At 63.9% G+C, this 21,626-nt stretch carries 26 protein-coding genes; 13 read left to right on the forward strand and 13 right to left on the reverse strand.

Translation table 11 applies throughout. The annotated features are described in order from the left end of the window. Window positions 1-99: 99 nt before the first annotated feature. The 5 genes from HMPREF3151_RS02065 to HMPREF3151_RS02085 all read right to left on the reverse strand — a co-directional run bounded on the left by HMPREF3151_RS02065 (window position 100) and on the right by HMPREF3151_RS02085 (window position 3,739). Entirely contained in the window at window positions 100-1,482 is a 1,383-nt protein-coding gene (locus HMPREF3151_RS02065) for a sensor histidine kinase (protein ID WP_141741274.1), read from the reverse strand. Window positions 1,483-1,553: 71 nt separating this feature from the next. Next, the gene (locus HMPREF3151_RS02070; RefSeq protein ID WP_070472866.1) at window positions 1,554-2,252 is read right to left on the reverse strand and encodes a response regulator transcription factor; all 699 of its coding nucleotides are present in this window, start codon (window positions 2,250-2,252) and stop codon (window positions 1,554-1,556) included. 108 nt (window positions 2,253-2,360) lie between these two features. After that, window positions 2,361-2,534 carry a 50S ribosomal protein L32 gene (gene rpmF, locus HMPREF3151_RS02075; RefSeq protein ID WP_070472869.1) on the reverse strand — a complete coding sequence of 58 codons (174 nt, stop codon included), beginning with the start codon at window positions 2,532-2,534 and terminating at the stop codon, window positions 2,361-2,363. A 21-nt stretch (window positions 2,535-2,555) separates the two neighbouring features. Then, window positions 2,556-2,825 carry a type B 50S ribosomal protein L31 gene (locus HMPREF3151_RS02080; RefSeq protein WP_034999480.1) on the reverse strand — a complete coding sequence of 90 codons (270 nt, stop codon included), beginning with the start codon at window positions 2,823-2,825 and terminating at the stop codon, window positions 2,556-2,558. Between the two features lie 134 nt (window positions 2,826-2,959). After that, the gene (locus HMPREF3151_RS02085; protein WP_070845235.1) at window positions 2,960-3,739 is read right to left on the reverse strand and encodes a CPBP family intramembrane glutamic endopeptidase; all 780 of its coding nucleotides are present in this window, start codon (window positions 3,737-3,739) and stop codon (window positions 2,960-2,962) included. A 99-nt stretch (window positions 3,740-3,838) separates the two neighbouring features. On the opposite strand from HMPREF3151_RS02085, the gene HMPREF3151_RS02090 reads away from it, so the two are divergent. The 8 genes from HMPREF3151_RS02090 (at window position 3,839) to HMPREF3151_RS02125 (ending at window position 8,513) form a co-directional block, all read left to right on the forward strand. Further along, window positions 3,839-4,885 carry a sensor histidine kinase gene (locus HMPREF3151_RS02090; RefSeq protein WP_070472874.1) on the forward strand — a complete coding sequence of 349 codons (1,047 nt, stop codon included), beginning with the start codon at window positions 3,839-3,841 and terminating at the stop codon, window positions 4,883-4,885. Beyond that, window positions 4,882-5,484: a response regulator gene (locus tag HMPREF3151_RS02095; RefSeq protein ID WP_070472876.1), complete on the forward strand. Its 603-nt coding sequence runs from the start codon at window positions 4,882-4,884 to the stop codon at window positions 5,482-5,484. The genes HMPREF3151_RS02090 and HMPREF3151_RS02095 overlap by 4 nt, the downstream gene beginning before the upstream one ends. An 11-nt stretch (window positions 5,485-5,495) precedes the next feature. Continuing rightward, complete coding sequence (locus HMPREF3151_RS02100; protein ID WP_083290126.1) at window positions 5,496-6,527, forward strand: SLC13 family permease; 1,032 nt, start codon at window positions 5,496-5,498, stop codon at window positions 6,525-6,527. Window positions 6,528-6,709: 182 nt separating this feature from the next. Continuing rightward, entirely contained in the window at window positions 6,710-6,946 is a 237-nt protein-coding gene (gene rpmB / locus HMPREF3151_RS02105; protein WP_070472878.1) for a 50S ribosomal protein L28, read from the forward strand. After that, on the forward strand, window positions 6,946-7,110 hold the full coding sequence (gene rpmG / locus HMPREF3151_RS02110; protein ID WP_006841072.1) for a 50S ribosomal protein L33: 165 nt from the start codon (window positions 6,946-6,948) through the stop codon (window positions 7,108-7,110). The genes rpmB and rpmG overlap by 1 nt, the downstream gene beginning before the upstream one ends. A 3-nt stretch (window positions 7,111-7,113) precedes the next feature. Next, the gene (gene rpsN, locus HMPREF3151_RS02115; RefSeq protein ID WP_070472882.1) at window positions 7,114-7,419 is read left to right on the forward strand and encodes a 30S ribosomal protein S14; all 306 of its coding nucleotides are present in this window, start codon (window positions 7,114-7,116) and stop codon (window positions 7,417-7,419) included. Between the two features lie 11 nt (window positions 7,420-7,430). Beyond that, window positions 7,431-7,682, forward strand: coding sequence for a 30S ribosomal protein S18 (rpsR, locus tag HMPREF3151_RS02120; RefSeq protein WP_172796731.1), 252 nt, complete (start codon window positions 7,431-7,433; stop codon window positions 7,680-7,682). A 147-nt stretch (window positions 7,683-7,829) separates the two neighbouring features. After that, window positions 7,830-8,513 carry a TetR/AcrR family transcriptional regulator gene (locus tag HMPREF3151_RS02125; protein WP_070472884.1) on the forward strand — a complete coding sequence of 228 codons (684 nt, stop codon included), beginning with the start codon at window positions 7,830-7,832 and terminating at the stop codon, window positions 8,511-8,513. On the opposite strand, the gene HMPREF3151_RS02130 is transcribed toward HMPREF3151_RS02125, so the two are convergent. From HMPREF3151_RS02130 to HMPREF3151_RS02155, 6 genes are read right to left on the reverse strand one after another with little or no spacing between them, the layout of a single operon-like run. Next, a complete protein-coding gene (locus tag HMPREF3151_RS02130) occupies window positions 8,510-9,322 on the reverse strand; it encodes a serine hydrolase (RefSeq protein WP_070472887.1) in 813 nt (270 codons plus the stop codon). The genes HMPREF3151_RS02125 and HMPREF3151_RS02130 overlap by 4 nt on opposite strands. Before the next feature lie 11 nt (window positions 9,323-9,333). Continuing rightward, on the reverse strand, window positions 9,334-9,906 hold the full coding sequence (locus tag HMPREF3151_RS02135) for a hypothetical protein (RefSeq protein WP_070472890.1): 573 nt from the start codon (window positions 9,904-9,906) through the stop codon (window positions 9,334-9,336). 9 nt (window positions 9,907-9,915) lie between these two features. Then, a complete protein-coding gene (locus HMPREF3151_RS02140; RefSeq protein WP_083290127.1) occupies window positions 9,916-10,764 on the reverse strand; it encodes a serine hydrolase in 849 nt (282 codons plus the stop codon). A gap of 35 nt (window positions 10,765-10,799) precedes the next feature. Then, a complete protein-coding gene (gene purH / locus HMPREF3151_RS02145) occupies window positions 10,800-12,338 on the reverse strand; it encodes a bifunctional phosphoribosylaminoimidazolecarboxamide formyltransferase/IMP cyclohydrolase (protein WP_070472893.1) in 1,539 nt (512 codons plus the stop codon). Next, window positions 12,331-12,915 (reverse strand): phosphoribosylglycinamide formyltransferase, encoded by a 585-nt coding sequence (purN, locus tag HMPREF3151_RS02150; RefSeq protein WP_070472896.1) that lies wholly within the window; start codon window positions 12,913-12,915, stop codon window positions 12,331-12,333. The genes purH and purN overlap by 8 nt, the downstream gene beginning before the upstream one ends. Window positions 12,916-12,925: 10 nt before the next feature. Next, window positions 12,926-14,161 (reverse strand): cell division protein PerM, encoded by a 1,236-nt coding sequence (locus HMPREF3151_RS02155; RefSeq protein WP_141741275.1) that lies wholly within the window; start codon window positions 14,159-14,161, stop codon window positions 12,926-12,928. A gap of 306 nt (window positions 14,162-14,467) precedes the next feature. Here HMPREF3151_RS02155 and HMPREF3151_RS02160 point away from each other — a divergent pair, with 306 nt between their 5' ends. After that, window positions 14,468-15,208 carry a M23 family metallopeptidase gene (locus tag HMPREF3151_RS02160; RefSeq protein ID WP_070472901.1) on the forward strand — a complete coding sequence of 247 codons (741 nt, stop codon included), beginning with the start codon at window positions 14,468-14,470 and terminating at the stop codon, window positions 15,206-15,208. Between the two features lie 316 nt (window positions 15,209-15,524). Beyond that, on the forward strand, window positions 15,525-16,223 hold the full coding sequence (locus HMPREF3151_RS02165) for a M23 family metallopeptidase (RefSeq protein ID WP_070472904.1): 699 nt from the start codon (window positions 15,525-15,527) through the stop codon (window positions 16,221-16,223). Here the strand turns inward: HMPREF3151_RS02165 and pcrA are convergent. Continuing rightward, window positions 16,220-18,661: a DNA helicase PcrA gene (gene pcrA, locus HMPREF3151_RS02170; RefSeq protein WP_371441206.1), complete on the reverse strand. Its 2,442-nt coding sequence runs from the start codon at window positions 18,659-18,661 to the stop codon at window positions 16,220-16,222. The two genes, HMPREF3151_RS02165 and pcrA, sit on opposite strands and share 4 nt — an antisense overlap. Between pcrA and HMPREF3151_RS02175 the strand changes: the two genes are divergently transcribed. After that, window positions 18,600-18,893, forward strand: coding sequence for a chorismate mutase (locus HMPREF3151_RS02175; RefSeq protein WP_070472910.1), 294 nt, complete (start codon window positions 18,600-18,602; stop codon window positions 18,891-18,893). The two genes, pcrA and HMPREF3151_RS02175, sit on opposite strands and share 62 nt — an antisense overlap. A 10-nt stretch (window positions 18,894-18,903) precedes the next feature. On the opposite strand, the gene HMPREF3151_RS02180 is transcribed toward HMPREF3151_RS02175, so the two are convergent. Beyond that, window positions 18,904-19,245, reverse strand: coding sequence for an antibiotic biosynthesis monooxygenase family protein (locus HMPREF3151_RS02180; protein WP_070472913.1), 342 nt, complete (start codon window positions 19,243-19,245; stop codon window positions 18,904-18,906). Window positions 19,246-20,045: 800 nt separating this feature from the next. On the opposite strand from HMPREF3151_RS02180, the gene HMPREF3151_RS02185 reads away from it, so the two are divergent. Next, window positions 20,046-20,564, forward strand: coding sequence for a hypothetical protein (locus tag HMPREF3151_RS02185; protein ID WP_070472916.1), 519 nt, complete (start codon window positions 20,046-20,048; stop codon window positions 20,562-20,564). Then, window positions 20,557-21,225 (forward strand): DUF3800 domain-containing protein, encoded by a 669-nt coding sequence (locus HMPREF3151_RS02190; RefSeq protein ID WP_070472918.1) that lies wholly within the window; start codon window positions 20,557-20,559, stop codon window positions 21,223-21,225. Before HMPREF3151_RS02185 ends, HMPREF3151_RS02190 begins: the two co-directional genes overlap by 8 nt. The last annotated feature ends 401 nt before the right edge of the window (window positions 21,226-21,626 follow it).

A 21,626-nucleotide genomic window follows, 5' to 3' on the forward strand; every position in this document is an offset into this window, starting at 1 on the left:
TGTGGCCGGACTTGAGGGCATGCACCGCATTTCGTAACAATCTCTGAACGAATCCTGTATACCCTGGCCTGCGGGTCTAACTGTAGCGCTTGCGGGGAATCACACGCGATGTGGTCGTCGCGGCTGGGACCTCAACCTCCGTGCCATCGGCCCCGGGCGGGCGGCCCGGGAACACGACGCGGAAACGCGCGCCGCCGTCGTCCGATTCCTCCACCACGACGGTGGCGTTGTGCGGTCGAAGACCTGCTTCACAATGGCAAGGCCCAAACCGGACCCCGGCATGGAACGGGACTCGGGTGCGCGGTAGAAGCGCTCGAAGACCTTCTCGCGCTGGTCTGCCGGAATGCCGGGGCCGGAGTCGTCCACAATCAACACTGCGTTGCGCTTCGCCGCCTTTAACGACACGCGCACGGTGCCTCCCTGCGGAGACCACTTCGCGGCGTTGTCGATGAGGTTGATCGGGGCACGCCCCATGGCGAACCGGTCGCCGGTGATAATCCACGGGTCGGCTTCGAATTGGAACGCCAAGTCCGGGCGGCGGCGCCGGACACGGTCGAGGGCTTCCTCCAGCACCTTGTCCAGGCGGAAATCCTCAGGCTCGGCCCCTTGCTGCGCTTCGTCTCGCGTCAGGTCGACCAGGTCGCCGATGAGAATGGACATTTCCTCCATCTGCGCCATCACGTCGCGCTCCAGGTCCTTGCGGTCCTGCTCCGAGATCTGATCCTGGCGGCCGGAGTTGTACAGCATCATCAACAGCTCGATGTTCGTGCGCATCGAGGTCAGCGGGGTCTTCAGCTCGTGGCCCGCATCCGCCACCAACTGTGCCTGGCGAGTCTTGGAGTCCTCCAGCGTGGAGATCATTTTATTGACCGACGTTGTGATCTCCGCGAACTCGTCGTCGCCATCAACGGGCAGTTCGGTCAGTTGGTCGGACTCGTTCGCGGCGTCGATAGCCCTGTGCAGCCGACGCACTGGCCGAAGGCCAACCGCGGCGATCACCGCGCCGGCAACCCACGCCAGAAGGCCACCGGTGCCAGCGATAACCAGCGCAGCCGCGCCCCAACTGCCGGAGACGATGCCGAACACGTCCAACTGCTGCGACATAGCCACGGTCACGCCGGAGTCGCTGCGGCGCACCACGACGCGCTCGCCCGCCACCGTGCGCTGCGAGAGCATGTCGCCTGACGACGTCGCCGTGTACGGCCCCGCCACCGGCACCGGGTCACCGTAGAACACGTTGGAGCCAGCGGGTGCCGCCGAAACCTTCACCCACGGGGTGGCGCGACGGAACTCGGCGAGCGCCCGTTTGAAGCCTTCCTGGTCATCCCCATCCAGGTCCTTCAACTGCAACGCCACGCCGTAGGTGCGGGTGCGCAGGTCGTCGTCCATGACGGTCAGACGAGTTGTTTCTGAAAGCCGGTAGGTAAACAGTGCGGTCAACAAAATGACCACAGCGACGATGCCGCCGGCGAGAACGGCCAAGCTGTTCCGCAGGGATCGCCCGGGGGTGTCCGCCCCCTGCGGCTCCGCTTCGCCTGTGAAGCGCCGCAAAATCACGGAGCGGTCTCCCGCAGTACATAGCCGACGCCGCGGACGGTGTGGATCAGGCGAGATTCGCCGCCCGCCTCAGTCTTGCGGCGCAGGTAGCCGATGTAGACCTCGAGAGCGTTTCCGGACGTTGGGAAGTCGTAGCCCCACACCTCTTCCAGGATGGTCTGGCGGGCCAGCACGTGGCGCGGGTTCTGCAGCAGCAAGTGCAGCAGCGCAAACTCGGTACGGGTCAGCGAGATTGCCCGGCCCCCACGGGTCACGTCGCGAGTGGAGGTGTCCATGACCAGATCCTCGAACTGGAGGCGTGTCTGGTCCTTTTCAGCGGCCTTCCGAGCCTCCGAACGGGTGCGGCGCAACAGCGAGCCCACACGAGCCAACAATTCCTCCAGGGCGAAAGGCTTGGGCAGGTAGTCGTCCGCGCCCGCGTCCAAACCGGCGACGCGGTCGGACACGCCGTCGCGAGCCGTGAGCATGAGGATCGGGCCGTCGTACCCCGAGGAACGTAGGGTCCGGCAGACGCCCAAGCCGTCAAGCTTGGGCATCATGAGGTCGAGGATGGTCAGATCAGGCTGTTCAATACGGATCTGGTCAAGCGCGTCTTCACCATCTACGGCGAGAACGACGTCGTATCCGTTGAAGCGAAGCGAGCGCCGAAGCGACTCACGGACGGCCTGCTCGTCGTCGGCTACGAGAATTTTCATAGGATTATTATGACTTATATTTTCCTCAGAGTTGAATTAAGCTGAAAAAACCGGGTCCCACCTGGGGATCCCGGTTTGTTCGTTGGGTCTTTTACGACCCTTAAAAGCTTAGAACTGCTCGACGTCGATCAGACCAGCCTGAGCGGCCTTGATCAGGCGGCGCGGGATGCGTACCTCCTGACCATCGATCTTGACGGTCTGCAGGTCGGCGTTGTCGGCCTTCCACTGGGAACGACGCATGCGCGTGTTCGCGCGGGACTTCTTGAACTTCGGTGTTGCCATGACGAGTCTCCTTTATCCCCTCTAGTTGGCCTTCTTCTTGCGGCGGGCCATGCCACCGAAACGCTGGTTGAACTTCTCCACGCGACCAGCGGTGTCCATGAGACGCTGTGCGCCGGTCCAGAACGGGTGGGACTCGGCGGTGACGTCCACGACCACGAGCGGGTACTCGTTGCCGTCTTCCCACTGCTCAGTGCGTGCGGAGGTCAGGGTGGAGCGCGTCAGGAACTTGTGGCCCGTGTTTGCGTCCTGGAAAATCACCGGGTGGTAATCCGGGTGAATATCTTTCCTCATGTGATTCGTCTCCCTCAGGATTGAACTACGGGTCGGTTCTCCACGCTCGCATCGCGCGAAGATCGTGCCCGAGTTGGGTGCGAAATGGTCTTCTCATCCGGCGATTGCCGAACAACCTGCAGGATTATACTTGCCTAGGCGAGTTTTTCCGAATCGCGCAGTTTCACATTTCGCCACCACAGCAGCAGCGCTCCGGCCAGCGCCTGCGCCAGGCCGAGCACGAGCCATGCAAGATTGCCAAGTTCAACCGGAAAGGCCAAGCTCAACACCGCGAGCATGAGGTGCATTCCGCCATGCGAGCCTGCCGCCCACCAGAAGCTGCCAAAGCAGTAGACCAGCGCAGCACCGAGGATGGACATCCCGAAAGGCATAGCCAAGTACACGACATGGTCGAGAGTACTTTGTTGCCCTCCCGCAGAGGTTAAGTGAATCAATGTGAAGGCGGCGGTTGTCCACACCACGGTCAGCGCTTCGCGGTGGCGCGTGACGTCGAAAAGCCAGCCACGGAAGAGCAGCTCTTCAGGGATCCCCTGCAGCAAGTATGCGCGAACGAGGATCCACGCCACGATTGCGACAACCGGATAGTCGCCAGCCTCGGCCGTCTCCGGTATCTCCGGGCCGCGCCCGAGGATCGCCCAGAGCAATGCCCAGCCCAGGACCATCGGTACGGCAACCACGAGCGTGCCACCAAGCAGCCCCCACGCCCCTTTCCAATTGATGCGGGACCGCTCAACGCAGCGCACCCACACAACGACGAATGCGACCACCAACACAGGAGTCAGGCAAAACAAGAGGGTTTCGTCCACATACGGGGCGAGCGGGAGCCGAGCAAGATTCGCCCCCATGAGCACAGCTACAGCGATGACGGCGCGGAGCACGAGGCCGAATGCATTGACAGGAATTCTTGGATTCATGTTGAGCGACTTTATGGAGCGCAAACCGGCCGGGAAAGTAGATACGGTCACCAAAATCCATGACCCGGGTCATGGGTGTCAGCGGGTAGGTTCAGCACCATGAACCGTGTCCACCTGCACCTGTTGGACAGCATCCTGGCCTTCACCACAGTGCTGTACCTCAACTTGGCGTCAGCAGCACTCGTGCGAGAGGGAATACTTCTGGCAGTCGCCGTGCTCACCATTGCGGCCTGGGTGGCGTGGCGCAGGACGGAACACAAGGTTGCCGCGGTGTGTTTCTCTTTGTGCGCGTTCGCCATCCTCGGTACCGCGAACAACCCGATCAGCATCCTCGTTTTGTGGTGCGCTGTCGTTGCGGTGCATATGAGTCTGGGCAAACGGGCAGCGTACGTGTACGCGGGCGCAATCGTAGTAGCCGCTTTCGCCGCACAGGTCACGGTTCACGCCCCGGCCGGCAAAACCGCTTACGAAACGCTCGCCGGTGCCGCCGCGGCTGCCGTGGGCCTCAATCTCGCTTCCACGGTTTCCCGGCAACGCTGGCACGAGGCGCATCAGCAGGACATGGCGATGGCGAAAGAGCGCGAGAGAATCGCGGCAACGCTTCACGATGCCCTCGGGCACCGCCTCACCACTATCGGCCTCAGCCTCGACTACGCACTCCGCATCCCCGACGCGGAGAAGCGCGATGACGAGATCGCACGAGCTCGTGCAAATGTGTCGGAGGCCCTGCACGAGATGCGCGCAACCGTGCGCGCAATGAAGCCTGCCGCTCACCCGGACGAGGATATCGAGTCCGCGCTGTCTCATCTGGCGGCGTCTTTCGCAACTACATCTTTAGACGTTGATTTCTCCCACACAACGCAAGCGAAGTACTCCACCGAAGAGCGCATGCTCATGCTGCATTTTTGCCAGGAGGCTCTGACAAACGTGCTGCGCCATTCGCACGCCACGAAAGCCCGAATCGTTCTTGCTGGCCGAATACTCTCTGTGACCGACAATGGAGTGGGAACGACTGGGCCGGAGGCTTTCGGCATCACCTCGCTTCGCGAACGCGCCGCGGGACTCCACGGCGAAATCCTCACGGTCCCCCACGGCGGCATCGACGGCGGGTTTCGCATTGAACTGCACCTCAAGGAGAAACCATGACCACACGCGCACTGCTCATCGACGATCACGAGATGCTCCTGCGCGGCCTCCGGCTCATCCTGGAAACCGATGACCGGGTCGAGGTTGCCGCGACGACAACTGACGGCGCACAAGCGCTGAACCTCGCACGGCGCTGCGATGTCGACGTGGTGGTCACCGACGCCGCCATGCCGGGAACCGACGGGGTTGGGGTCGTACGCGACTGCAGCCCCCACGTCCCCGTACTCGTGCTCACCACTTTCGACGACGCTAGCTTGGTCAAGCGGCTGCTCGACGCCGGCGCCTCCGGTTACATCCTCAAAGATGTTTCTCCTGAAGAATTATCCAGCGCTATCGTCGCCACCGCACAGGGCGGTCTCGTCCTCGATCCGCGGATTGCCCGCTACGTCGCAGGTAACCCGCAGCTGACAATTCTGACACCGACGGAGCGTTCCGTCGCCGAAAAGGTCGCACAAGGCATGAACAACCAGGAAATTGCGAGTTCACTCTTCCTGGCTGAAGGCACCGTGAAAAACCACGTGTCTGCGCTGCTCCGGAAACTCGACGCGCGCGACCGCACGGTACTCGCGCTACACCTTGCCAAGGCTTTCGGGCTCTAAACTCCAGCTTCGTGCGCTTTGCCTCTATCTTCTGGCCTGCCGCGGCTGTCGCTCTTTTCGCCGTTCTGGCCCTTCTCGACGCCTCCGCCGCAAAAGCGGAAGCCGCACGGTTGCTACCCGTCTTGATCTTTGCCGCATCGATGTCGGCCATGGTGAACCGTGCTGCGCACGCTGGCGTGTTCGAGGCGATGGCCGCACGCATTGAACGCACGCGTTTCGTATGGCCCGCCTTCCTCGTCCTGTGCGTCCTTGTCACTATTTTTCTTTCCCTTGACACCACGGCGATCATGCTCACACCGCTGGCAGTGACGGTGGCGCGTCGCAACCGGCTGAGCGTCGTCGCACTATCTTTATCGGTGGTATGGATCGCCAACCTCGGTTCACTGCTTCTCCCGGTATCTAACCTGACGAACCTGCTGGCGTTCGAGCACTTTTCAACCACCTATGGATTCCTCGCAGCATCGTGGCGCCCTGCACTCACCGGCATAGCTGTAGCCGTAGCTGCCTCCTACGTCGCGCGCGGACTCTTTCGACCTGAACCGGGCCGCCAGCGCCCGAGCGCCCCACCCACCCCGGGCGCTGCACCATGGATTCTCGGGGCGACCGTCGTCGCGCTACTTACCCCCATCCCCTTTTGGGTCAGCAGTACGGCTGGTGCGACGGTAATGGCGTTAACAGTAGGCGTCGAAAAGCGCGGCAACCTGATCCCGTGGCAGTCGCTGGCGCTCGTGGTCGCCATTTCTTCAGCCGTCGCAATGCTTCCGCCACTGCCTGTCCACGCACCGGCCGCACTTTCGGGCGCGGTCACCGCGAACCTCGTCAACAACCTGCCGGCGTATCTCCTTCTTGAGCATGGTGAGCCTATGCAACTGCTTATCGGCGTAAACTTCGGCCCACTGGTGACACCGTGGGCGTCCCTGGCTACGCTGTTGTGGCATGACCAGCTCAAACGCGCCGGCGTAAACGTCCCCTGGGCTGTGTTTGCGGCATTCGGGTGTGTACTGGCGCCACTCGCCGTGTTGTTGGCAAGCCTTGCCGCCTGAGATTAGGAGTTTCGGCGCTGAACATGTACTGTTTACTCTCGCTGTTGTCGAAGTACACGTATACGCCTGCGTCAACCGATTGCACTTGCGCTGGTCGCGGACCCTCACTCCGCTTCTCACCTGGCGCTTTCCTCACATAGCGATCGTGTCGTGGGCGGCAAGAAGAGTAAGGAAGCTAACCCATGTCGGCACATTGCCAGGTCACGGGACGTAAGCCGTCTTTCGGCAAGACCGTCTCGCACTCGCACCGCCGCCACTCGCGCCGTTGGAACCCCAACGTGCAGAAGCGTCGGTTCTACCTGCCCTCCGAGGGCCGTACCATTACCCTGAACGTCTCCACCAAGGGTCTGAAGGTCATTGACCGCGACGGTATCGAGTCCGTCGTCGCTCAGATCCGCGCACGAGGTGAGAAGATCTAATGGCACGTAACGATATCCGCCCGATCATCAAGCTCAAGTCCACTGCGGGCACCGGTTTCACCTATGTGACCCGTAAGAACAAGCGCAACAACCCGGATCGCATCACGCTGAAGAAGTACGACCCGGTTGTTCGCAAGCACGTCGAATTCCGCGAGGAGCGATAATCCATGGCGAAGAAGTCCAAGATCGCTAAGAACGAGCAGCGTAAAGAGATCGTCGCCCGCTACGCGGAGCGTCGTCAGGAGCTCAAGGCCATCATCAAGAACCCGGAGACCTCTGACGAGGACCGTCTTGAGGCACAGTTCGAGCTCAACCGTCAGCCGCGCGACGCCTCCCCGGCTCGCGTGCGCAACCGTGACTCGCGTGACGGTCGCCCCCGCGGCTACCTCCGCAAGTTCGGTGTTTCCCGTGTCCGTATGCGCGAGATGGCTCACCGTGGTGAGCTGCCTGGCGTCCGTAAGTCTTCGTGGTAAGGAGGACTCACATTATGAAGCGCAACAATTCGCGTAAGCCGCGCATTGAGCAGTCCCGCCGCCCGAAGAAGAACCCGCTGAAGGCGAAGGGCATCGAATCGGTCGACTACAAGGATGTTGAGACCCTGCGTCTGTTCATCTCCGACCGCCACAAGATCCGCTCCCGCCGCGTCACGGGCCTGACCCCGCAGCAGCAGCGCCAGGTCGCTACCGCTGTGAAGAACGCGCGCGAGATGGCTCTTCTGCCGTTCACCACCCGCTAATTAGCCGGTTGACGATGACAGCGTAGAGTCTTCGGCTCAAAAGAAGCACCCGCACTCCCCTCCCCGGAGGGTCGAGAGCGGGTGCTTTTCGTCTATAGTTATCCCGCGCAACCGTACACAGAGAGCTCCCTGGAAAGGACGCAAGGCATGGCGAAACCGGTCGGACGGCCACGCAAGCAAAGCCCCCGCCGCAGAGGCGCCACCGCGCGCGAGGAGATCCTCGACGCCGCCTCCGAACTGTTCACCCGCAAAGGTTTCGCCACCACCTCCACCCATGACATCGCGGACGCGGTGGGCATGCGCCAAGCCTCGCTGTACTACCACTTCCCGTCTAAGCGCGACATCTTTCTCACGCTGCTGATGGGCACGATTCAGCCGGCGCTGGCGCTCGCGTCGGATCTGGCAAAGACCGACGAGTCGGCGGCGGTGAAGCTGTGGGCGCTCGTGGCCGCCGAGTCGCGCATCCTGCTGTCCTCGAATTGGAACATCGGCAGGCTCTACCAACTGCCTGTGCTTTTGTCCGAGGAGTTCGCCGAGTACCACGAGGCGCGCCAAGAGCTGGAAGGAATCTTCCGCAAGCTGTCGGGGCAGATCGTCGGCGAGGACGACCCGCGCATCGATCTGCCGTTCCACATGACGCTCGCGGCCATCGAGATGCGCGACAACACAGGCACCGCGCCCTACCCGCTTGTCGACGATGCGCTGCCCGCCCCCGCCGTCACCATCGCCGACGCTGTGCTGGACGTGCTCCACACAGATCTGCCGGAACGCCGCACCGAGCGCATGCTCGAGCTGGTGGACCTGGTTTCCCGCAAGGACGAAGAGAACTAGGGCTGGCAGGCCGCAGCCGGCAACCGCGCAGCTTCGGCGGCGAGTTTTTCCGCAGCGGCGGTGAGCATGGCCTGGCCTGTTTCGTAGGTCCCGTCCGCGGGCAGCGCTGTGATCGCAACAGGCGCCCACGCTCCGTCGCCGCGAGGGACGAGCCCGAACTGCCGTACTTGGTAGGCCCCCGTGGTGTCCGGCCCCCAACCTCCCTTGAACAGCGCCCCGATAGTCCCCAGTCCGTACGCCTGCGAAGGGTCGAGCTGGCCCATGAGCGCAAGCACGGGGCCAGCACCGTCCACGCAGGCGACCTGGCCTGCGAGCACGGCTTCGTCGGCCACGCTGAGCTGGGTTTGTCCGTAGGTGGAAAATTCCGGGCGGAGCGGTTCCGTGTTCACACGCGCGTCAAGTCCCGCTTCGGCAAGGACAGCGTCCACGGCGTCAGGGCCGACGGCGTCAAAGAGGCGCTGCGCCGCCCCGTTGTCGGACGCGCTCACCGCAGCGCGGGCGTCTTCCTCGAGTCCGGGAACGGTGCGCATGGCCGCAATTGCGATCGGCACCTTGATGGTGGACCAGGCGGGGCTCGGGGCGGTGAATCCGTCCGCTACCGGTCCCTCATTCCCTACCGTGGCGATACCCAGCTGGCCGCCGTAGATGGACTCGACGTGCGCGACCGTGGCGTCGAGAAGCAATTGCGCATCGGGGACGGAGGCCGGCGCCTCCGTGACCTCAGAGGTGACCACGGAAGTAACGGTCACGGCTTCCTGGCCGCCCGAGCAGGCGGACAACAACGGTGCGCCGACTGCGGCGAGCCCCAAGCGCCAGCGAGCTACCAAATCTTGACCCGGGCGTTGTCTCCGCCAGTGCAGTACACCGTCTCCCCGCCAGAGCAGGTCATGCGGTAGGTGATTTCGGTGGCCGGGCTATACACGGACACCGTGAAGTCTGGCGTGCCGGTGCGGGCGTAGGTACCCTGGAACGCCTCGTACACGTTGGCGGCAAAGCCTGCGGTGGTCACCCCCGTATCCGGGGCGTACTGCGAGTACGTGCGCTTCGACGGCTCGGCGGGCCGCTGTTCGGGAGCCTCCGATCTGGGCAGCGTACGAGTCTCAACCACTGTGCTGGTCACCGGCTCGCTAGAGCGGTTGAACGCGCCGGAACCGCCCATGAAGGCGAGCACACCGACAAGTGCGGCAAGCAGTAGCGCCGCGAGCACGTAGAGCCACGGGCTCGGCCCGCCGCGCTCTTCCACTGGCTCAGGCGGCTGGTAGCTCGTCTGGTACTCGTTGGGCTGGCCGTACTGCTGCTGTGGCACCGCGCTGAACTGCTGTGTGTGTCCTACGTCCGGATCCGTGAAGTGCGGCTGCTCCGGTGACCATTTGCTGGAGCTTTGACCGGTCATGGCGTGCCCCTAACAGCGCGACGTGGGCAGGTCGCCGCGCATGGCGTTCAGCCCGTTTGCGAGCTCGTCCAGCATGGCGAAGCTACCCTCGTAGCCCTTCGGGCTGTGGGCGGTAATCGCCACGGCGATGTCACCGTTCGGGCCCGGGATCAGGCCGAACTGACGGGCCAGGTGCCCGCCCTCGTGGTGGTTCCAGCCGCCCTTGAAGCGGGCGCCGCCGACGCGGCCCAGGCCCCAGTGCTGGTAGTCCACGATGCGCCCCATCATGTCCAGCACCGGCTCGTGCCCCGCAACGCAGCGCAGGCCCGAGGCGAACTCGGCCTGGTCACTGGTGGTCCACATCGTGCCCATCTGGTAGCCGGCCGGGGTGGTCGTACGGGCACCCGCCTCGCGGATCACGCCCTCGTAACTCGCGGCCGGCACCTGGCCGAACATGCGGTGCGCGGCGGGGTTGTCGGAGCGGGTCACAGCGGCTTCAGCGTCCGGGTAAAACGCCTGGTCCTGGCGCAGCGCGGCGATGGCCAGCGGCACCTTCATCGTGGAAAACGCCGGCTCCGGCCGGTTGTCGCCTGCGGTGAAAGGGCCGACCGCCACGGTGGCGCGGCCACCATGGCGCCCCACCACGTCCGCCACGAGTCGGTCCAGCTGCGCCTGGACGTCCACGGCCGGTGCGACATGCTGCGCCTTGCCGGGCTTCGGGGTGGTCAGCGGCAGCGGCAGGCGGATGGCGTTTTTCACCTGCGGGGGCAGCTGATTGTAGGCCTGCACGATCGGCTGGCCAATCACGGGAATCTGGTCGATCGCCGTGTACGTCGGCACCGACGACATAGGAAACGCCAGGCCCACGGTCAGGGCCAAGGCTGCAACTTTAGAGGGCACGGGAAACGATCTTTCTAGTGTGCGAAGTGGCGGGTGCCGGTCAGGTACATGGTCACGCCGGCGGCCTCGGCGGCGGCAATGACCTCCTCGTCGCGGATGGAGCCGCCGGGCTGGACCACGGCCTTGATACCGGAGTCAGCCAGCAGCTGGAACCCGTCCGCGAACGGGAAGAACGCGTCGGAGGCGGCGACGGCACCGTTGGTGCGGTTGCGACCCTCGTCGAGGGTGTTGGCGCGGTCCACGGCGAGCTTTGCGGAATCCACTCGGTTGACCTGGCCCATGCCAATGCCTACCGACGCCCCTTCGGCCGCGATCAGAATCGCGTTCGACTTCACGCAACGCACTGCGCGCCACGCGAATTCGAGGTCCGCGAGGGTCTGCTCGTCGGCAGCCTCGCCGGCCGCCAGGGTCCAGTTGGCGGCGCTGTCGCCCTCTGCCTGGAAGCGGTCGCGCTCCTGCACGAGCCAGCCGCCGGCGATCTGCTTGCGCTCCTCGTCCTGCTGCTTCGGCTCGACCTCGAGGATGCGCAGGTTCTTCTTCGTCTGCAGCAGCTCGAGCGCGTCCGCGGCGTAGGACGGCGCGACGACCACCTCGGTGAAAATCGGCTTGATCTGCTCCGCCAGCTCCAGGGTGACCTCGCGGTTGCAGGCGATCACGCCGCCGTAGGCGGAGACCGGGTCGCATGCGTGGGCCTTCTTGTGCGCGTCCGCGATGGAGACATCGGAGACGGCCACGCCGCACGGGTTGGCGTGCTTGATAATTGCCACGCACGGGCGCTCGTGGTCCCAGGCGGCGCGCCACGCGGCGTCGGCGTCCTGGTAGTTGTTGTAGCTCATCTCTTTGCCACCGTGCTGGGTGGCGGCGGCAAGGCCCCAGCCCTCGTTTTCCAGGCGGGCGGCCTGGTGCGGGTTCTCGCCGTAGCGCAAGTCGGTGGTGCCTTCGCCGGCGCCGGAGGCGTCCGCGCCGAGCTGGTTGGACAGCCAGGAGGAGACCGCGGCGTCGTAAAGCGCAGTGTGCGTAAACGCCTCGAGTGCGAGCTGCTTACGCTGCTCGATGTCGAAACCGCCGCCCTTGACGGCCTCGACGACCTCACCGTAACGGGCAGGCGAAGTGACCACGGCGACCGACGGGTGGTTCTTGGCCGCGGCGCGAACCATGGACGGACCGCCGATATCGATCTGCTCGACGCACTCGTCGAAGGTGGCGCCGGAAGCAACGGTCTCTTCGAACGGGTAGAGGTTGACCACAACGAGGTCGAACGGCTCGATGCCCAGCTCCTGGAGCTGATCCACGTGGCTGTCCTTGCGCAGGTCCGCGAGGATGCCGGAGTGCACGCGCGGGTGCAACGTCTTCACGCGGCCGTCGAGCACCTCCGGGAAGCCGGTCACGTCCGCGACCTCGGTGACGGAAACGCCCGCGGCGGCGATGCGCTGGGCGGTGGAGCCGGTGGAGACGATCTCCACACCCGCCTGACCCAGTGCGCGGGCCAGCTCCTCCAGCCCGGTCTTGTCGTAGACGCTGATCAGCGCGCGCTTAATTTCCCGCTTAGACATTGAATACAGCCTTTCCGTTGGCAATTTCGAGGTTGTGCAGCAGGTGAACGAGCTGTTCGCGCTCCACCTTCTTAATGCGTTCGTGGAGCTCCGACTCCGTGTCCCCCGGCTGCACCTCCACAGCGCGCTGGGCGATGATCTCGCCGCTGTCCAGGCCTGCGTCCACGTAGTGCACCGTACAGCCGGTGACTTTCACCCCGTGCTCCAGCGCGTCGCTCACCGCGTGCGCGCCCGGGAACGAGGGCAAAAGGGACGGGTGGGCGTTGATTATGCGCCCCTCAAATTCCTGCACGAACGCCGGACCGAGCAGACGCATGAATCCCGCAGAAACCACCAAGTCCGGCTCGACGGAGGCCACAGCGGCCACCATCTTGTCGTTCCAGGCGTTGCGGTTTGTCTCCATCGGCACCACGGCGGTGCGGATGCCGGCGTTCTTCGCGCGTTGCAGAGCCGGACAAATTTGATCCGCCACCACGAGGTCGACGCGGTAGCGGTTCTCCTGGTTATCGATGATCGCTTTCAGCAGGGTGCCGGTGCCCGACGCGAGGACGGCCACCGATTTCGCAGAGTCACTCACAAGCCCAAGTCTAACTACCGCTGCGCGCGGACGCGCGTTGCCTCACCAGCGCCACGCCGCGCACAAGCGCGCCCGTCAGCGCGACCCAAATGAACAGGGACAATGCGAGCGCGAACGGATCCGGGCCGACAAGCCCGTAAGCCCCGGCACCCCCGGCCGAGAAGATCCCCAGCAGCGCTCCCATCAGGGCGGCCCACGTGGCGGCCGCAGCGACGCTTTCGAGGCTCAAAGGCTTGACGACGAACGCGTGCGCAAGCACCGCCGCCGGCACAATGAGCAGCACCGGTGCCCACTGCGGCATTTCCGCCGGGATCGCCGCGAACAGCGGCAGCGGCGGGTAGGCCACGTTGGAGGTGGCGAACAGGCTCACGCCCGCGCCGGCGGCCTCGAAGCTGCCGCCGAGCAGCACCGCGAGCTGCGCGACCGCCGCGTTGGGCAGGTACAGCAGACTCAAGACCACCAGGGCTACTGCCCCGCCGACCCCGAGCTGCGGGAACTGGGAGACCAGCTCGCTAACGCGGCCGTAGCCGAACGCGAGGGCGACGAGGAAGACCACCGTGGCCGCGGCAAGCAGGCGGAGAATGAGGTTCGCCGCGTGCGCCCCCGCGTCCACCGCCTCCGCCGGGACGCCGCTGCGCTTGGCCAGCGCGTGCCACACCACGCGCCGCACGCCGATGATGAAGCCCACCAGGTGCACGATCAGCGGGTAGACGAACGCCGCGACGACGGGCGGCATCCCCACCGGGTATACGTGCGAGGCGTCGAACACCATGAACAACGCGATGGCGCTGATTAGCAGGGGCAGGCCGAGCGCGAGCCCGAGCAGCGTCAGCAGGTCCAGCACGCTGACGCGGCCCGCGGTGGCTTTGCGCACCTGCACCGCCACCACAGCGGCCACCCCCACCGCGGGAAGGAGGGGCATTGCGGTGAGCGAGACGCCGTCGACGAGCAAAGGCACGCCGTGGAGAGCGAACCATGCCTCACCGACAGCGCCGGGGAAATACGTGAGGCTCCAACCGGCGATGAGTATCACCGCGAAGCACAGCGCGATAAGCCCGAGCACCAGCGCCAAGTTCGGCACGAGCGCGTACGGCAAGTAATGACGCACCCGTTCTTTGGCGGTGGCAGGAACCTTGTCGTTCGCAGCCGGGCGTTTGACGCCCGTGATCTTCCGCTTGGACGCGCCTTTGCGACGCTGACGGCGCGCATCCGACTGGCGCGGCCTCTGATTGGGTGTGGTGCTCATCGCGTCCTACTCTGCCACCCCGGCGACAACCCCCACCACAGTGACACCCGCCCGGCCCGCTGCCTGGCGGCGTCACTTGGCGAAATGCGGCGGTTCATCGCCGCTGCGCAACGGCGTGGCGCACATCTCTAACGCGGCGGGGGTGTAACGTTCGCCCGAATAAGCACGATTTAAGAAATATTTCAGCTTCTGTCTTGCTCCGACGAGACCGATTCGTTACAGTAACCTCTCGTAGATAACAGGAAGGTCACGATCCCGCTGTGAACAGCGGATGAGATGGCCAACGGAAGATCTCAAAGAGGGCTCATGTTCAACTCCAAGAAGCAGGGCGGCAAGCACCGCAAGCAGTCCCCCAACAAGGGGCGCGTTGCCGTCGTCGCAGCAGCCACTGGCGCTGTGTCCACCGCTGGTTTCTCCGGCCTGGTCGCCGGTGCCCTCACCAGCAACCAGGACGCCGAGCAGGGACAGAACATCAAGCTCGCCGCAGACGCCGACGAGCTGCAGAGCACCGATCCGGGCGTGGACGAGGTTTCCGCCGAGGAGACCCCGCAGATCCTCTCTATCGCCGAGTACAAGCCGGTGGAGAACCTCACCGAACAGCTGGACAAGGCTATCCAGCACTCCGACGAGGTTGCCCGCCTGGACGAAGCCGCCCGCGCGCCGCTGTTTACTAAGCCGGCCGAGGGTGCCTTCACCTCGGGCTTCGGCATGCGCTGGGGCTCGATGCACAACGGCATCGACATCGCCAACACCCCGGGCACCCCGATCCGCGCAGTTGCTGCCGGCACCGTGATCGACTCCGGCCCGGCGCAGGGCTTCGGCAACTGGATCCGTATCCGCCACGAGGACGGCTCCATCTCCGTTTACGGCCACATGCAGTCCCTCTACGTCGCCGTCGGCGAGGTTGTGCAGCCCGGTCAGCTCATCGCCGGCATGGGCAGCGAGGGCTTCTCCACCGGCTCCCACCTCCACTTTGAGATCTGGCCGGACGGCGCCAACCCGTCCGATCCGGCTCCGTGGCTCGCAGCCCGAGGCATCAGCCTCTAACTCTTCCAGCCCTCTTCAACGGGGCCTTTCGCGCTACTCGACGCGCGTGAGGCCCCGTTTTTGCGCAGTTGACGCGCGCAGCCTCTTTGACGGGGGTAAACGCTCTACCCCCGACCTCTAATACCATGCGCAACAATTTTCACATCAGCAACACGCCGGGTGAGCTGGACGGACTCCTAAGTTATGCCCAAAATTCGAACAAACGTGCACGTCACAGCATTGCCAGGGCCCATTTCGCCGGTTAGATTCTCTGCCTGTGTGCGTGGCCGAGACCGCGCCTAGCCCTCTACAGAGTTAGAAAAGGTATCCCCCAAACATGAACCGACGTCTCACTTCGAGCATCGCAGCCGTCTCGGCCGCAGCAGCAATGGCGCTCACCCTTGCGCCCGCGCCTGCTACCGCCCTGACCGTCACTGTGGGTGGCGCAACCGTCTCCGACGCGGGCCAGGCCCTGGGCGCAGTGGCCAAGGCCGCTGGGGCCATCAAGGAAAGCGGCGCGACGATTACCGCGGGCGACTACAAGATCGTCTACGACCCGCGCGCGCTCGAGGCCCCGCTCGCCGCCGCGTTCGCTCCAGCGAAGGGCAGTGACTGGGTGGCTCCGCAACGCGGCCGCACCGCTGACGGCCGCACCGTAGTCACGCCGGCATCCGGCCGCTTCACGTCTGGCTTCGGTCCGCGCTGGGGCACCGTGCACCAGGGCATCGACATCGCCAACGACTTGGGCACCCCGATCTACTCCGTCATGGACGGCACCGTCGTCTCCGCGGGCCCGGCGCGCGGCTTCGGCAACTGGGTCGTGATCAAACACGACGGCGGCGAGGTGTCTGTGTACGGCCACATGCGCCACTACGACGTCTCCGTGGGCCAGCGCGTCTCCGCCGGACAGAAGATCGCCTCCATCGGCAACGAGGGCCAGTCCACCGGCCCGCACCTCCACTTCGAGATCAAGCCGGACGGCGTCAACCAGGTGGACCCGGTTCCGTGGTTCGCCGCGCAGGGCATCAAGATCTAGAGCTTCTCCATGGGCACACCGCCAATCGTCATCAGGCGGACGGTGCCCGAGGAGCCGAAGTCAATCGTCACCGTCTCGCGCACACCGGATCCCTCAACTGCCATCACAGTGCCGAGCCCGTACTTGGCGTGGTTGACCCGGTCGCCCACCGCCAGGTTGAGGTTCTTGTGCACTTTGGCACCGGACCCGCCCCGGCGAGAGCGGGCAGGAGGACGGGAACGAGTGGGAGCACCCCACGCGTCAGAACTGAATGAGCGCTCCGGCTCCAACCTGCGCCAGTCGATGAGGTCCTCCGGGACCTCTGCGAGGAAGCGGCTGGCGGGGTTGGTCACCGGAGAGCCCCAGGAAGCGCGCAGAATCGCGCGGGTGAGGTAGAGCTGCTCCTTGGCGCGGGTGATACCCACGTACGCCAAGCGGCGCTCCTCGGCAAGCTCCGCTGGATCCCCCAACGCGCGCAGGTGCGGGAACTGCCCGTCCTCCCAGCCGGTGACGAACACCACCGGAAACTCGAGGCCCTTCGCCGTGTGCAACGTCATCAGCGTGACCACGCCTTGCTCGTGCTCCGGCAGCTGGTCCGCGTCCGCCACCAGGGAGACCTTCTCCAAGAACGCCTGCAGGGATCCCGGCGCGGGCTCGCCTTCCTGCATCACCTCGTTGAGCTCCGCGTCCGTCATGTACGCCACCTGGTTGGCGGCCTCCGAGGAAAACTCGCGGGCCACAGAGACCAGCTCGTTGAGGTTGTCCAAGCGCGCGCCGTCCTGCGGATCGTTCGACGCCTCCAGCTCTGCGCGGTAGCCCGTGTCGTCCAACACGCGGGTGATCAGCGCGCCCAGGTCCGGCATGCCCGTGACTTCGTTGCGCATCGCCGGCATGTCGTCGCGGATCTGGCGGATCATCTCCACAAAGCGTGTGATCGAGTTGGTGGCGGCTTTGGCCAGCATGTCGACGTTGCCGGAGGTGGCGTCGACAAGCGACCGCCCAAAGCTCTGGTTGTTGTTCTCCGCGTGCAGCGCCACCATCGCCTGCGCCTTGTCGCCGATGCCGCGCTTGGGCACGTTGACGATGCGGCGCATGCTCACCGTGTCGTCCGGGTTCTCCAGGACCTTCAGGTAGGCGACGATGTCGCGGATCTCGCGGCGTTCGTAGAAGCGCGTGCCGCCGACGACCTTGTACGGGATGCCGGAGCGGATGAAGATGTCCTCGAGCGCACGCGAGGCGTTGTTGGTGCGGTACATCACCGCCATGTCCGAGTACGGCACTCCCCTGTCTGCCAGGGTGTCAATCTCGGAGGCGATGAAGCGCGCCTCGTCGTGCTCGTTATCCGCGACGTAGCCGATGATCTTCTCGCCGGAGCCCTGGTCCGTCCACAACTTCTTCGGGCGGCGACCCTCGTTCTGCGCGATCACCGCGTTCGCCGCGCCCAGGATGTTCTGCGTGGAGCGGTAATTCTGCTCCAGCAAGATCGTGGTGGCGCTCGGGTAGTCGCGCTCGAACTCCTCGATGTTGCGGATGGTCGCGCCGCGGAAGGCGTAAATGGACTGGTCCGAATCGCCCACCACCGCAAGCTCCGGCGCGTCCGGCCCGTCGCCGACGAGGGTGTGGATGAGCTCGTACTGGGCGTGGTTGGTGTCCTGGTACTCGTCCACCAGAACATGACGGAAACGGCGGCGGTAATAGTCCGTGACCTGAGGATGTTCTTTGAAGATGCGCACGACCTCACCGATGAGGTCGTCGAAATCCAAGGCGTTGGACTGGCGCAGGCGGCGCTGATACTCCACGTACACCTTGGCCACAGTGGTCTCAAACGGGTTGTGGGTGCGCTCCGAATTCGCGAGCGCCTCCTCGGGGCCGATCAGCTCGTTTTTCAGGTTCGAGATCCCGTTGGCCAGGGTGCGCGGCGTGAACTTCTTCAGATCCAGGTTGAAGTCCTTGGCAATCATGCCCAAAAGGCGGCGCGAATCATCCGAGTCGTAGATGGTGAAGTTGGTGTTCAGCCTCGGCACCAGCTGGGCCTGCTGGCGCAGGATGCGCACGCACACGGAGTGGAACGTGGCCACCCACATCCGCTCCGCCTCAGGGCCTACCAGCTGGCCCACGCGCTCCTTCATCTCCGCGGCCGCCTTGTTGGTGAAGGTGATGGCCAAGATCTGCCACGGCGCCACACCGCGGTTGTGCAGCAGGTAGGCAATACGGCGGGTGAGCACCGCTGTCTTGCCGGAACCCGCGCCCGCAACGATGAGCAGCGGACTGCCCTCATGGATGACGGCGGCCTGCTGCTGCGGATTCAAACCCAGGGTCAGATCAGTCATGGCCGTAACTGTACTAACGCCTCCGACACGACCCGCGCGGGTGTTCGAACTGGCATAATGGTCAGCCATGAGCGAGCTTGAAATCCGCATGCCTTCCGGCACAGACGACCCACTCTCGGACGCGGAGATTCAGGCGTACCGCAAAGAGATCGACCGGCTCGACCGCGTGATCCTCGACGCGGTGAAACGCCGCAGCGAGATCTCCAGCGCCATCGGCAAAACCCGCATGGGCTCCGGCGGCACCCGCCTTGTTCATACGCGCGAGGTGGCCATTATCAACCAGTTCCGCGACGAGCTGGGCGAGGAAGGCCCCGGCCTGGCGCAGATCCTGCTGCGTCTCGGCCGCGGCAAGCTGGGTTAGTCCTGCTGCGCTAGTCCTGCTCGAGCGAGTCGAGCACGACCTCGAACTCCAGTAGGTCCGCGGACTGGGAGACCGGCTTGCGGGGCTTGTCCGCCTCGGTTCCCTCGCCGGAGCGGTCCGACTGCCCGTGCCCGGCGCGGCCCACGCCCTCCCACCAGGCCGTGTAGGACTCCTCGTCCGCCCAGCGGGTGACCACGAAGTAACGGTCCTCGCCCTTGACCGGGCGCAGCAGCTGGAAGCCCTCGAAGCCGGGGTGGCCGTCGATGGAGTGCTTGCGGGCGGCGAACCGGCGCTCCAGCTCCTCGCCGGCGCCTTCGGGGACAGTGATCGCGTTGATTTTCACAATTGCCATGGGCGCCCAGTGTACGTGACCTGGTCCGTAGGGTTGACCTGCATGTTCTTTTGTCCGGCGTGGACGGGTTGACCGGCTAAGCCGGCAAGGCCGGGGGTGGATGCGGAATTATCTGCGGGATCGCGGAGCCCACAAACACAAAAAGCCCCCAACACTGGCGCATAGCCAAGATGGGGTCAGTGCCCGACAGTGGGACGCTTCCATGAGGGGCGACTGCCAGGGTGCGCGTACGTTTACTCGAAACCGTTTCAAGTAAACATGTTTGCGCAGGCCACACTAGAAACCTGGCGTCTCTAGTAGCAGCTATGTCGGCGGGCTCCGTGCCCTCGGCGGGGACTCGATAAGCGACTGCCACGCCTCCCCGTTCGGGGCGAGTGGTGGGTCCGTCCGCTCGAGCGGGTGCGGAATCGGACACGCTCCGAGATCGCTTCTTCTCGCACGGATGCGAATACGTCATCGAAGGTGACAGGAAAAATTTTCAATACTGCGCCGATGTAGCGGCCTGTCGCCTCCTTGCCCGGTTCGATCCATCGGCTGGCTGTGGATGGTGTGACCCCAAGCTTTTCAGCTAGGCGGAGCACGGTCCCTAGCTCTCTGAGTTGCTGGTCTACCTATTCGTGGCGGACGCGGGTTCTGTGAATGGTGGCCATTTAACCTCCCCCATCTGCCGTAATTCCACTGCTGAAATCCAACTTTGCCGCGTCGCAACTCACAATGCGCATAATTTTCCTATCCGCAAGTTAGTTTTGTTTTGCTGCAATGCATTGCAGATTTGCAGGTATGCAACTAGGGTTATTGGCATGGAAGAAACAAACTGGTGGCAATACCTCAGCAAGCTGATGGGAAACGACACCCCAACCGTCGCCGCACGAAAAGCTGAAATCAGCGCGTCAAACTTCACACGGTGGAAGCGCGGCGCCCGCGCTGACCCGGATTCCGTAGTCAAGATCGCTCGCACCTACAACGGCTGCGTCCTAGAGGCACTCGTGGCCGCGGAATTCATCACCCCGGAAGAAGCCGGCAGAGGAAGGGGCACCGTCGATGCTGAGCTGCGACACGCGTTGAAGACTGTTCAGTTACACGGCGCCGAGATGGGCACAATCGCAAGCGAGATGCACCGCGAGCTCGAGCGAGTGAAGGGGCTCCCTGCGGAAAACGACGAGCTCGTCGCGAATCGTTCGGACAAGGGCGGTCGTGTCGACGCGGGTTCCTACGATGGCACAGTCAAAGATTTCGACTGGTCGCAGCCACACGCTGCCGACTCCTCCATCAACGAGCAAGAGGAGCGAGAGAAACGAGGTGAATACCCCATTGACTAAACGCATCTACCTCTACGCAGACGAAACTGGAAACCTCGACTACACAGGCTCTCCCAACCCCAACGGAGGCGGAGCCTCAACCTACTTCGGATTCGGCACAGCTACCTTCACAACAGAAAACCACGGCGAGGACCTCCTTGGAGGACTCCACCTAAGAGCACAACTCGCCCAGGAAGAAGTGAAGCTCACAAAAGGTTTTCACGCCTGCGACGACTCAAATAGAACTAGAAGCGACATGTTCGCCGAAATCAGGCGGCAACAGCCACGCTTCGACACAACATTCCTCTACAAAGCCAACGCGTACCCCAACGTTAAAAGCGCCGGCCCAATGCGCTTATACAAAATGGCCTGGTACCTACACCTGAAAGAAATAGCCCTGCGGGTCTCCGAACCTGATGATGAGCTGTTCGTAATCGTGGCAGAGTTCGGCACTAAAAGGGTTCGGAAAACTGCTTACGAAGCAGTACACGAGGTGTGCGAGCAAATAGACAGGAATATCACTCTCTGCGTTTGGACCGCGCCTTCATCTTGGGGCCTACAGGTCGCTGATTATGGTCTTTGGGCCGTGCAAAGACACTTAGAGGGGAAGAAATGTACTTGGTTCGACCCCTGCATAAAGCCTAACTTGGCCAGCCTATTCACCCCTTGGGGCCGACCGTAGACGCACTGAAACCGGCTATCTCACCTATCAGGGTGAGAAGTCCGCCCCCTGGGGGACTTATCGCCGGTTTCACGTTCAGCATATCCCGAGAGTTGACTTTTAACAACGTACGGACATTAATGATCGAAGCTCGATACAATCTGCTGAGGGCCGGGTCTACCAAATCCGGTGGCATCGTGGCGAGCCGGAAGTCTCGTGGATACCGGGGCAGAACGCAACCACTGTGCAGGTTAGCATGGATGCTGTCACTACACTGCGCGTGCTTGTACATGAGCTTGGGCACGCCGCGCACGGAGACCCCCGGCCACCAGCCGCGCTACGAAGCGCGTGCAGACCGCTTCACCGCTCGGGCACTTATCTCCCTGTCGAGTACACCCTGGCCGAGCGCACCTACGGCGCCC

Source organism: Corynebacterium sp. HMSC05H05, from assembly GCF_001807265.1.
Classification (GTDB): domain Bacteria; phylum Actinomycetota; class Actinomycetes; order Mycobacteriales; family Mycobacteriaceae; genus Corynebacterium.